At 60.1% G+C, this 10,796-nt stretch carries 11 protein-coding genes; 1 reads left to right on the top strand and 10 read right to left on the bottom strand.

All coding sequences use genetic code 11. The features are described 5' to 3' along the window. Window positions 1-58: 58 nt before the first annotated feature. From AC3B8H_RS14195 to AC3B8H_RS14160, 8 genes are all read right to left on the bottom strand, one after another. Window positions 59-274 (bottom strand): hypothetical protein, encoded by a 216-nt coding sequence (locus AC3B8H_RS14195; RefSeq protein ID WP_488442200.1) that lies wholly within the window; start codon window positions 272-274, stop codon window positions 59-61. Window positions 275-347: 73 nt separating this feature from the next. Further along, complete coding sequence (locus AC3B8H_RS14190) at window positions 348-812, bottom strand: c-type cytochrome (RefSeq protein ID WP_488442199.1); 465 nt, start codon at window positions 810-812, stop codon at window positions 348-350. A 126-nt stretch (window positions 813-938) separates the two neighbouring features. Next, window positions 939-1,646, bottom strand: coding sequence for a cytochrome b/b6 domain-containing protein (locus tag AC3B8H_RS14185; protein WP_488442198.1), 708 nt, complete (start codon window positions 1,644-1,646; stop codon window positions 939-941). Between the two features lie 15 nt (window positions 1,647-1,661). Further along, the gene (locus AC3B8H_RS14180; RefSeq protein ID WP_488442197.1) at window positions 1,662-2,555 is read right to left on the bottom strand and encodes a dienelactone hydrolase family protein; all 894 of its coding nucleotides are present in this window, start codon (window positions 2,553-2,555) and stop codon (window positions 1,662-1,664) included. A gap of 57 nt (window positions 2,556-2,612) precedes the next feature. Next, on the bottom strand, window positions 2,613-3,026 hold the full coding sequence (locus tag AC3B8H_RS14175; RefSeq protein ID WP_488442196.1) for an ExbD/TolR family protein: 414 nt from the start codon (window positions 3,024-3,026) through the stop codon (window positions 2,613-2,615). Then, window positions 3,026-3,787: a MotA/TolQ/ExbB proton channel family protein gene (locus AC3B8H_RS14170; protein WP_488442195.1), complete on the bottom strand. Its 762-nt coding sequence runs from the start codon at window positions 3,785-3,787 to the stop codon at window positions 3,026-3,028. The genes AC3B8H_RS14175 and AC3B8H_RS14170 overlap by 1 nt, the downstream gene beginning before the upstream one ends. Before the next feature lie 8 nt (window positions 3,788-3,795). Beyond that, the gene (locus AC3B8H_RS14165) at window positions 3,796-4,611 is read right to left on the bottom strand and encodes an energy transducer TonB (protein ID WP_488442194.1); all 816 of its coding nucleotides are present in this window, start codon (window positions 4,609-4,611) and stop codon (window positions 3,796-3,798) included. 11 nt (window positions 4,612-4,622) lie between these two features. Continuing rightward, entirely contained in the window at window positions 4,623-5,135 is a 513-nt protein-coding gene (locus AC3B8H_RS14160; protein WP_488442193.1) for a hypothetical protein, read from the bottom strand. 460 nt (window positions 5,136-5,595) lie between these two features. On the opposite strand from AC3B8H_RS14160, the gene AC3B8H_RS14155 reads away from it, so the two are divergent. Then, complete coding sequence (locus AC3B8H_RS14155; protein ID WP_488442192.1) at window positions 5,596-6,660, top strand: sigma-54 interaction domain-containing protein; 1,065 nt, start codon at window positions 5,596-5,598, stop codon at window positions 6,658-6,660. A 192-nt stretch (window positions 6,661-6,852) separates the two neighbouring features. Here the strand turns inward: AC3B8H_RS14155 and uvrA are convergent, their stop codons facing one another. Continuing rightward, window positions 6,853-9,669 carry an excinuclease ABC subunit UvrA gene (gene uvrA / locus AC3B8H_RS14150; protein ID WP_488442191.1) on the bottom strand — a complete coding sequence of 939 codons (2,817 nt, stop codon included), beginning with the start codon at window positions 9,667-9,669 and terminating at the stop codon, window positions 6,853-6,855. Window positions 9,670-9,772: 103 nt separating this feature from the next. Further along, window positions 9,773-10,720, bottom strand: a complete 948-nt coding sequence (locus AC3B8H_RS14145) for a glycosyltransferase family 2 protein (RefSeq protein WP_488442190.1) — start codon at window positions 10,718-10,720, stop codon at window positions 9,773-9,775. Between the last annotated feature and the right edge of the window lie 76 nt (window positions 10,721-10,796).

Here is a 10,796-nt window from a genome sequence, read left to right as displayed (position 1 = left end):
CTGGGGCGTTGGGAATATATTACGGCATTGGTCGGGAATAGGCCGCGAGCCTAGAGCTTCAACGCGGCATGGCTAAGAATTTCAGGCTTCCGTTCCCGAAGGTGGTCATTCCGGCATGGATTGCCGGAATCTCGGCGCTATAGATGGTTCGAAGCTCGCCATCCAGGGCACTGGATGCCGGCTTTCCGGCGGTTTCTTCGAATCCGACAACGTCGAATTCGGTAAACCAATGTTTGCGGCCTGGCTTATGACCATCGGCGGCGGGATCGATCATGTTGATTCGTTTGGTGGCGATTGGCCGGTCCAAAAAAAACCGCCCGGGTGGGCGGTTTTCGGGGCGGGACGGTTTATTCTCTGACCCGGATCAAGTCGTGGCAACTCTTGCACGACGCGCCGAGTTTGCCGAATTGCGCCTTGATTTCCGCGACATCGCCGTCGTCGGCGACTTTTTGCAGTTCGTTGGCTTCCTTAATGAACGTGGCTTCCAGTTCCTTGACTTCCGCTTGTTTTTGAAAATATTCCGGCTTCAGGCGGGTGGGTTTCCAGCCGGTGCCTTGATCGGTGCCGGCGCCGTACAACTGTTCCAGGATGCCGGAATTGGCGGCGGCCGCGATGGCGTTGGCGGCCGCTATCACTTGTTCCTTGTTGAAGGTTTCCGGGTGGTCGACCGCTTGCGCCTTGATTTTCGCGGTATTCCAGCCCAGAAAGGAATAGGCGGATTGGCGGAAGCGGATTTGTTCTTCTATCGGCCCGGCCAGTGCCGCCGTGGTAACGGCGCTCAGCGCCAGTGCGATAGCCAGTTGGGTTTTCATTCAAGTCTCCTTGGTGGTTAAAATTTCGGGTGTCGCCATTCCGCGCGGCGCCCCGGTTGCGAGGACGGCCGCGCGGGCGGGATCGTCCGCCGTCAACGCGGCGGAATCCGGACAAATTCGGCTACCTCAACGGCCGCCGGCCTGCGCCGATTGCACGCCGGCCAGCGGCGGCAGATAGCGCAAGGGGTCGCCGCCCCAGACGCTCCAGACCACGGAAGCGGCGATCAACAGGCTGGCGGTCAGCCGCAACACGCCGGCCGGGCGGGCGTCGGCCGGGGCCAGCGAGCGGGGCAGGCGTTTCTTGCCGGTCAGCATCGGCACGATCAAATCGGCTTTTTTGACGCGTTGGTAAAACGCGATTGCCGCGACGTGGGCGCCAACCAAGAACAGCAGCACATTAACGCTACGGATATGCCAGCCGCTGAGTTTGTCGCTGAATTCCTTGTCGATCAGATCGAACAGCGGGCCTTCGAACGCGATATCGTCGTTGGCGAACAAGCCGGTACCGACCAGCACCGCCAACACCGTCAGCAACGCGAATACCGCCAGCGCGCCGGCCGGATTGTGGCCGACGCCTTGCCAATCGCCCTTCACGTAAGCCAGCAAGCGCGACAATGTCGGAAAGAAATTGGCGAAGCGGGCGTGGGTGCCGCCGATAAAGCCCCAGAGCAGGCGAAACACGATCAGCCCCAAGGTCAGACTGCCGAAGCGGCCGTGCCAATCGGTCCATTCGCCGCCGAGCTTGCCGGTCCAATAAGCGCCGACCACCGCCGCCACCAGCAGCCAGTGAAACAGCCGCAATGGCCAATCCCAGACATGTACTTCCACTTTCACGGTAACCTCCGCGCGTTAGCTGTCGCGTAAATAAGCGTTGAAAAAGGCGACGGTCCGGTCCCAGGCCAGTTTGGCGGTACCGGCGTCGTAGCGCGGCGTCGTGTCGTTGTTGAAGCCGTGCTGGACACCGGCATAGGTATGGGCTTCGTAATTGGTGCCGGCTTTTTGCAGGGCCGCTTCGAAGGCCGGCCAGCCGGTGTTGATGCGGTCGTCGACGCCGGCGTAATGAATCAGCAGGGCCGCCTTGATCTTAGCGACATCCTCGGCCGGCGGCTGGGCGCCGTAAAACGGCACGCCGGCGGCCAGGTCGGGCAGGCGGGTCGCCAGGAAGTTGACGACGCCGCCGCCGTAACAAAAGCCGACCGCGCCGAGTTTGCCGTTGCCGCCCGGCAACTTTTTCAGCGCTTGCGCGGCGGCCAGAAAATCGTTTTGGGTTTTGGCCTTGTCCAGTTTCTGGAACAATTCCCTGGCCTTGTCTTCGTCGCCCGGATAGCCGCCCAGCGTGAACAGCGCATCGGGTGCGAAGGCGATGAAGTTGTCCAGCGCCAGCCGGCGAGCAATATCTTCGATATGCGGGTTCAGGCCGCGATTTTCGTGGATCACCAACACGACCGGCAGTTTGCCCTTGGCGTTAGCCGGTTGCGCCAGATAACCGCGCACCTTGCCGTTGCCGTGCGGCGACGGATATTCCAGGTAGCTGGTTTTGATGCGCGGATCGTTGCCGGCCACTTGCTGAGCTTGGGCGAAACGCGGGTTCAGCGCGTCCAGCAAGGCCTCGGCGGTCAGGCCGAGCAGCGCGTATTTGGGAACCGAGGACAGGAACTCGCGGCGGGAAATATCGCCGTGGACGTATTCGTCGAATTTTTTCAAGGCTTCCGGGTGGAAGTCGTTGGCGGTTTGGCGCGCCATGTAGCGTCTCCTAAAAAGCAAAAGCCATCCCGGCGGCGGCCGGGATGGGACCTAGGGTTATTGGGGAGCGGTCAGTACCGCCAGTTTGGTCACGCCGGCTCGTTCGATCGCGGCCATCACCTTGGCGACGATGCCGTATTGCACGCCGTCGTCGGCATTCAGGTTCAGCGCCAGTTCCGGATCGGCGGCCTTGCGGTTTTTCAATTCGGTTTCGACCGCATCGACCGCGTATTCCTGTTTATCGATGAAGACCTTGCCGGTGGCGTCCACGCTCAGGTACACGGCGGCTTTTTCCTCCGGCGGCGCGGTTTCGGCGGTCTTGGGCAGATTGACGTGAACCGCGTTGGTCAGCAGCGGGGCGGTGACGATGAACACCACCAGCAGCACCAACATCACATCCACCAGCGGCGTGACGTTGATTTCGCCCATCACGTCGTCGTCGCCGCCGTTGTCTTTGGTATTGATGGCCATTAAGCGTGCGCCTCCTTCGCGATCAAATCGTCATGCGCCGCCGGTTCCCGGCTCTTTTTGCCGCCGCCGATTTCGGTCAGCTTGGCGGGCTTCGCCGCGCTGGCGCGTTCGATGACAAAGGCGTTTTTCAGCGCCAGATGCACGAAGTCGATGGCGAAGTCGTCCAGGAAGGCCCAGATCACTTTGTTGCGGCGAATGAAGAAGTTGTAACCCACCACCGCCGGCACCGCGACCGCGATCCCGACCGCCGTGGCCACCAAGGCCTCGCCGATTGGGCCGGCCACTACTTCCAGACTGGCCGAGCCGCTTTTGCTGATATTGGTCAGCGCGCCCATGATGCCCCACACCGTGCCGAACAAGCCGACGAAGGGCGAGATGCTACCGATGGTGGCCAGTACGGCCAGGCCGCTTTCCAGCGAGCCGCGCTCTTTTTGCATTTGCTGGCGCAAACGGCGATCCAGCAGCTCCTGGCGGTCCCAGGTATGTTCCAAGTCGTGGGTGGAGGCGCCACTGTCGGTTTCGATCAAGGTCGAAAAGCCGATACCGGCCACCCGCGCCGCCGGACCCTGCTGGTCCTGCAATTGGGCGGCGGCCTGAATGTCCGGCGCGCCCCAGAAGCGTTTGCTGAAGTTGCGGTTGTGGTAGGAAATCCGGATGTGCTGGATGCCCTTGATCAGGATCAGCGCCCAGGTGACGACGGACGCGCCGATCAGAGTGTTCAAAGTGCCGTCAACGATGACGGTGGTGGCGATATCGGACATGAAGTACCTCAAGATAAGTTAAAAGTAATCGGAACGGTCACGTAGCCGGCGACCGGCGTGTCGCCGCGCTTGGCCGGCACGAAGGACCATTTGGAAACGGTTTTGACCGCCGCGTCGTCCAGCACCGTCTGGCCGCTGGATTTGACGACGGTGACGTTGTCCGGCTTGCCGTTGGGCTGAACATGCACCTTCATCAGCACCTTGCCCTCCCAACCGCGTTCCTGGGCGATTTCCGGATATTCGGGCGGCGGGTTGTTCAGATAATCGGCGCCGGCCGTCGGCGGCGTGATTTTCTCCTCGACCACCGGCGCCGGTGGCGCGGGCGGAGCGGGCGTCGGCGCGGCGTCTACGATGGGCGCCGGGGTCGGATCGGGTACCGGCGCTTGTTCGACGACCGGTTTCAGTACCGGTTTGGGTTTTTCCTTGGGTGGCTTGAGCGGTACGACCTTGGGCTTGGGCGGCGGCGCTTGCACGATCGGCGGCGGCACCACCGGGCGCGGGCGGCTCAACGTGATTTGCACCTTGGGCTCCGGCTTGGGCGGTTCCACGAAATCCTGCTCCAACGACGCGCCGCGAAACAGATCCATCGCCGCGCTGTGAATCAGCACCGACAGCACGCCCAAAAACACATAGTCGAACCACTTGTGGTCGCGGGTTTGGCTTTGGTATTGAAAACCTTGCAGCGCGCCGGCCAAGGGATGCTTAGCAAACGTTTCGGCGGCCACCGTACCGGTTGGTTCCAGCGGCAAGAAACCGCCGGCCTGCCATTCCGATCCGGCCGCCAGCGGCTGGAAATTGTGGCGTGTAGCAAAAAGATTGCTCATGTCGATATTCCTCATTTATCGGTAAGCCTGGCTAAGAAAGTCGGTGCGGAACCGGGGCGTCGCGCTGGGTTGCCAGTGCCGCGTCGCGGGGTGGTAGTCCGACTGATTCCGAAACTACTAGCGCACGACGCGTGCCAGCTTCGCCGCTGATCCGGCGGTCGGCCGAGTTTTGGCGGCCGAATTCGTTTCAAGGTGTTGAAAATAAAGGAAAGTTTGTCGTCTTGCTTGGCGCGGACCGGCGCGCCGAATGGCGGGACTTGGTTTGCCGGGAAGCGGGGTGGTGCTGATGATTCACCAGAAATGCCGGCTTTCTGTTTGCCGGGTGTTTCCGTGGCAACAGTTGTTCGGTTTGCCGATTGAGCGCTTGCCGGATCGAAAAGACACTTGATCTCGAGCCGCTTCAGCCGCGATCGGCGGCGCTTGGCGCGGGAACGGTCTTTGGTTGCTTGAAAAGCGCCGCCATCGGCGGGGGCCAAAATGAGACCCCAGGCACTGCTCACCGCTGAAATCGCGATGCCATTCAATTTGGGCTCGTCCGTTCGTCCCGAACAAAGTCCAAGGGCGAATGATCAAACTGTTCACGACTCGATCAGCGCTAGGCATTCGCTGCCATGCTGCTCGATGCCGGCATCCAGAGCCGACCGCGTAGGGTTCAATTTCAGGGTATCGGTCGAAGCAGGTTTGGATGTTTATCTATTAATTAGATTTATTTTTCGAAAATTAACGTTTTATTCGCTATATCCCCGGCTTGTATATTGGTGGCCGGAACAAGAACCACCATTTCGCCGATCTCGAATCGAGGCTTGATCCTAAGTAAGAGCCGTTGACCGATGAAAAATACTGTTCGTCCCGCAATACGCGTCAACTGCTCTTTTTAGGTTGATTGCAATGCGAGACGGAGCGACGCTGGAAAATCGTCGGCGGCTCGGGGACTTGTGAAATTTTTGATTTGCCATGCAACGCTAGCCGGAATCCGGGGGACTTATGACTTTATTGGCTTTTGACGAACAACAATCGCGCTCGCTGGCCTTGTCGGTCCGGGCCAGCGCGTTGGTTTTCGAAGATCCGGTGTCGCGGCGCTTGCTGGAACAGATCGAGCGGATCGCGCCCAGCGACGCCACGGTGTTGATCATCGGCGAAACCGGCACCGGCAAGGAATTGGTGGCCCGGCACATACACGCCCTGAGCAAGCGCCACCGCGAAACCTTCGGCGCGTTGAATTGCGCGGCCTTGAGCGAAAACCTGATCGAGAGCGAATTGTTCGGCCACGAGCGCGGCTCGTTTACCGGCGCGCTATCCACCAAACTGGGTTGGTTCGAAACGGCCAACAAAGGCAGCCTGTTTTTGGATGAGGTCGGCGATTTGCCGCTGGGTTTGCAAGCCAAATTGCTGCGGGTGTTGCAGGAAAGGGAAGTGGTCAAGGTCGGCTCCCGCCAACCGGTGGCGGTGGACGTGCGCATCATCGCCGCCACCAACGTCAATCTGGAAGACGCGGTTGCCGCCCAGCATTTTCGGGCTGATTTGTACTACCGCTTCAACGTCGCGACGATCCAATTGGCGCCGCTGCGGGAACGGCCGGGCGACATCCTGCCGCTGACCGAACATTTCCTGAAAATATATGCCGATCGCCTGGGTTACGGCGACGTCAAACTGACCCCGGCCGCCGAAATTGCGTTGTTGAATTATGACTGGCCCGGCAATATCCGCGAGCTGGAAAACGCCGTGCATAGAGCCTTGCTGGTTTGCCCCGGCAATCGGCTGCGGCCGGAGGATTTTAAATTGTCGGGGGTGCGCGCCACAGAGCAAAGCCCGTCGATTTCAACGGTGTCGCTGGAAAACGCGCTGCAACGCTTGTTCGACCAAACCCCGCCCAAGCTGTTCGAAATCATCGAGGAAACCGTGATTCGCTCGGCCTTCGAATACTGCGAGCAAAACCAAGTGCAGACCGCCAAAATGCTGGACATCAGCCGCAACGTGCTGCGCCACAAACTGGGCCTGTACGGCATGCTGCCGGCCAGTCGCCGGGTCAGCGAGCAGGAAGTCGCTTAAGTAAGCCCTGCGCCGCGGCTGAATGCCGGCGGCGGGTGACGGCTCGAATCGTTCACCGGTCGCCTGATGTCGTCCCCGCCACCCGAAATCCCTAGCCTCGTAGGCTTTGCGCCGCCCGCTGGCTGCGCCGCCGCGCGGGCGTTGCTTGAGAACCCGGATACTCCCTCTGCGATCCAGGCAGCGTGCGCGGCCTTATTCGAAAAACCGTTTCAAATAAGCCCCGGTATGCGAAGTCTTATGCTTGGCAATTTGCTTAGGTGTGCCTTCCGCGACCAGGGTGCCGCCGCCGCTGCCGCCTTCCGGGCCCATGTCGACGATCCAGTCGGCGGTTTTGATGACGTCCAGATTGTGTTCGATCACGATCAGGGTGTTGCCGTGGTCGCGCAACGTGTGCAGCACGCTCAGCAGTTGCTTGATGTCGTGGAAGTGCAGGCCGGTGGTCGGTTCGTCGAGGATGTACAGCGTGGTGCCGGTGTCGCGTTTCGATAGTTCTTTCGCCAGCTTGACCCGCTGCGCCTCGCCGCCGGACAGCGTCACCGCGTTCTGGCCCAGCGTGATGTAGCTCAAGCCCACGTCGATCAAGGTCTGCAGTTTGCGCGCCAGACTGGGGATGGCCGAGAAGAATTGCGCGGCGTCTTCGACGGTCATTTCCAGCACTTCGTGGATGGTCTTGCCCTTGTAGCGAATTTCCAGCGTTTCCCGGTTGTAGCGTTTGCCGTGGCAGATGTCGCAGGGCACGAAGATGTCCGGCAGAAAGTGCATTTCCACCTTGATCACACCGTCGCCGGCGCAGGCTTCGCAGCGGCCGCCCTTGACGTTAAAGCTGAAGCGGCCCGGCGTGTAGCCGCGCGAGCGGGCTTCCGGCACCGCCGCGAACAATTCGCGGATCGGCGTGAAGATACCGGTGTAGGTGGCCGGGTTGGAGCGCGGCGTGCGGCCGATCGGGCTTTGGTCGATGTCCACCACCTTATCGAATTGCTCCAGGCCTTCGATGGCCGCGCATGGCGCCGGAATGCAACTGGCGCCGTTGATGAGGCGGGCGGCGTGGCTGTAGAGCGTATCGTTGATTAAGGTCGATTTGCCGGAGCCGGATACGCCGGTGACGCAAGTCAGCAAGCCAACCGGGAATTTGACCGTGACATCTTTCAGGTTGTTGCCGCTCGCGCCCTTGATGGTCAATTGCCGGGCGGGATCGTTGGCTGTCGGTTTCTTTGGTACCGCGATGGTTTCCGCGCCGGATAGGTAGCGGCCGGTTAGCGAATCGGCGTCGGCCAGGATTTGCGCCGGCGTGCCTTGGGCGACGATCTGGCCGCCGTGGACGCCGGCGCCGGGGCCGATGTCGACGATATGGTCGGCGGCGCGGATCGCGTCTTCATCGTGTTCGACCACGATCACGGTATTGCCGAGGTCGCGCAGTCTGAACAGCGTGTTCAACAGGCGTTCGTTATCGCGCTGGTGTAAACCGATGGAAGGTTCGTCCAGCACGTACATCACGCCGACCAGACCGGCGCCGATCTGGCTGGCCAGACGTATTCTTTGCGCTTCGCCGCCGGATAGCGTGTCGGCGCTACGGTCCAGCGTCAGATAATCCAGGCCGACGTTGACCAGAAACTCCAACCGTTCCTGAATTTCCTTGTTGATCTTGGCGGCGATTTCGCCGCGATGGCCGGGTATGACCAGGGCTTGAAAAAAACTCAAGGCTTCGCGGATCGGCAGCCGGGTCAAATGATGTAGCGGCTGGCTATCGACGAACACGTTGCGCGCCGCTAAATTCAGGCGGGCGCCGTCGCAGACCGTGCAGGTCTGCTGGGCCAGGTATTTGGCGAGTTCGTCGCGCACCATCTGCGAGTCGCTCTCGCGGTAGCGGCGTTCCATATTCGGAATGATGCCTTCGAAGCTGTGTCGGCTGGTTTTGGCCTTGCCGTTGCCCATTTGAAACTGAAAGGCGATGGTTTCGTCGCCGCTGCCGTACAGAATCGCGGCTTGCACGGTTTTCGGGATGTGCGAAAACGGCGCTTCCGGATCGAAACCGTAATGCGCCGCCAGCGCGCAAATGATCTGGTAGTAATAGGCATTGCGCCGGTCCCAACCGCGCACCGCGCCGCCGGCTAGACTGATCTCCGGGTTGTGCACCACCAGTTGCGGATCAAAATGCTGGCGTACGCCCAGGCCGTCGCAACTGGGGCAAGCACCTTTCGGATTATTGAACGAGAAGATGCGCGGTTCCAACTCGCTCAGGCTATAGCCGCAGTGCGGGCAGGCGTAGCGTTCCGAGAACAATAATTGCTGATCGTTTTCCATCGACGCGGCAATCGCCAAACCTTCCGACAGCCTTAATGCAGTTTCGAACGATTCGGCCAAACGCAGCTGAATGTCGTCCCTGATTTTAAAACGGTCGACGATGACCTCGATGGTGTGTTTTTTCTTTAAATCCAGGGCAGGGGGCTCGTCCAGTTCGTAAACTTCGCCGTCGATGCGGGCCCGCAAAAAGCCCTGGGCCTTCAAGTCTTCCAGCAATAGTACGTGCTCGCCCTTGCGGTCATTGATCACCGGTGCCAGCAGCATCCAGCGCTCGCCTTCCGGCTGCGCCAGCACCTGATCGACCATCTGGCTGACGGTCTGGGCTTCCAGCGACACGCCATGCTCCGGGCAGCGCGGAATGCCGACCCGGGCGTACAGCAGCCGCAGGTAATCGTAAATCTCGGTGATAGTGCCAACCGTCGAACGCGGATTGTGCGAGGTGGATTTTTGCTCGATCGAAATCGCCGGCGACAGGCCTTCGATATGGTCGACGTCCGGCTTTTCCATCATCGACAAAAACTGGCGGGCGTAAGCCGACAGCGACTCGACGTAGCGGCGCTGCCCCTCGGCGTAAATGGTATCGAAGGCCAGCGACGATTTGCCGGAACCGGACAGGCCGGTGATGACGATCAACTTGTCGCGCGGCAGGTCGATGTCGATGTTCTTTAAATTATGAGTGCGGGCGCCGCGTATGCTGATCAGGTCCACTGCGGTAAATTCCTGGAATTTTAGTCAGCCGAATACTATACGGGCTGAATCCGGTCAGGGCAAAGCGGATTCGCCGGCTTTTAGGCGGTATCCGAAGGCCGTGTTACAGCTTGCTGTGTATCGGCAGGCGGGGTTCGCTTTGAATGTCGATTTGCACGGCGCCGAGCAAGAGTTGGAAACCCAGTACGATGGGCAGTACCGCCAGCATTACAGTACCGGCGCTGGAAAATACGCCGGCCAAGCTGTTGTGATACCAGTGCCAGGCGCCAAAGCCGGCTCCACCGCACATTAAGGCCGAGCCGGTCAGAAACATTATCGACGCCGCATTGAAGCCGCGTAAAAAATAGTTGTAAAACAGTCGTTTTAGAAATCGGTTGAGATACAGCCTGGGAAACTCGATGACGACCCGGCCAATCGACAGATTGCTGACCTCGTCGGCATACACGGCGCGCATCGGAATATCTTCGACCACCGCCCGCATGACGTTAAGGCGAAACAGCAGGTCCGATTCGAAGAAAAATCGCCGCGACAATTTGGCTAGCGGCAGTTCCCCGGCGACTTTGCCGTGCATTGCCAAATAGCCGTTGGTGGGGTCCATCACGTTCCAATAGCCGGTGGACATTTTGGCGACAAACGACAATACGGTGTTGCCCATTAAGCGCATCGTCGGCATGTCGTGCAAGTAATCCAGCCGATAGAACCGGTTGCCTTTGCAGTAATCGGCGCGACCCAGCCGGATCGGTTCGACGAATTTATCGATCAAGGCGGGGTCCATCTGGCCGTCGCCGTCAATTTTGACAATGACCTCGGCGCCGTCGGCCAGCGCGGCTCGAATGCCGGAGACGACCGCGCCGCCGACGCCACGGTTACGCTGGTGACGGATGACGGTCAGACGCGGATCGGTACAGGCGTTTTCGACCAAATCCGCGGTTCCTTCCGGACAGGCGTCGTCGATTAGAAAAATGGACGATACCTTTGGGCCTATGCCGGCAAGTACCGTCAACACCGCCGGTCCGGTGCGGTAACAGGGAATGACCACTGCGATGCGCATCAGGCGGTTCCGACCACAATAATGCCGGCTACGATCAATAACGAACCCAACAGTATTTGAAGATTCCAGGTTTCGC

Source organism: Methylomonas sp. BG-2, from assembly GCF_057766305.1.
This window is presented reverse-complemented; position numbering and strand designations above follow the sequence as displayed.

What these genes read in the sequence shown, in the direction of transcription:
- AC3B8H_RS14175 (WP_488442196.1), bottom strand. Translation starts at nt 3,026, where the DNA reads ATGGCCATCAATACCAAAGACAACGGCGGCGACGACGACGTGATGGGC.
- AC3B8H_RS14155 (WP_488442192.1), top strand. Translation starts at nt 5,596, where the DNA reads ATGACTTTATTGGCTTTTGACGAACAACAATCGCGCTCGCTGGCCTTG.
- AC3B8H_RS14190 (WP_488442199.1), bottom strand. Translation starts at nt 812, where the DNA reads ATGAAAACCCAACTGGCTATCGCACTGGCGCTGAGCGCCGTTACCACG.
- AC3B8H_RS14165 (WP_488442194.1), bottom strand. Translation starts at nt 4,611, where the DNA reads ATGAGCAATCTTTTTGCTACACGCCACAATTTCCAGCCGCTGGCGGCC.
- AC3B8H_RS14195 (WP_488442200.1), bottom strand. Translation starts at nt 274, where the DNA reads ATGATCGATCCCGCCGCCGATGGTCATAAGCCAGGCCGCAAACATTGG.
- AC3B8H_RS14145 (WP_488442190.1), bottom strand. Translation starts at nt 10,720, where the DNA reads ATGCGCATCGCAGTGGTCATTCCCTGTTACCGCACCGGACCGGCGGTG.
- AC3B8H_RS14170 (WP_488442195.1), bottom strand. Translation starts at nt 3,787, where the DNA reads ATGTCCGATATCGCCACCACCGTCATCGTTGACGGCACTTTGAACACT.
- AC3B8H_RS14180 (WP_488442197.1), bottom strand. Translation starts at nt 2,555, where the DNA reads ATGGCGCGCCAAACCGCCAACGACTTCCACCCGGAAGCCTTGAAAAAA.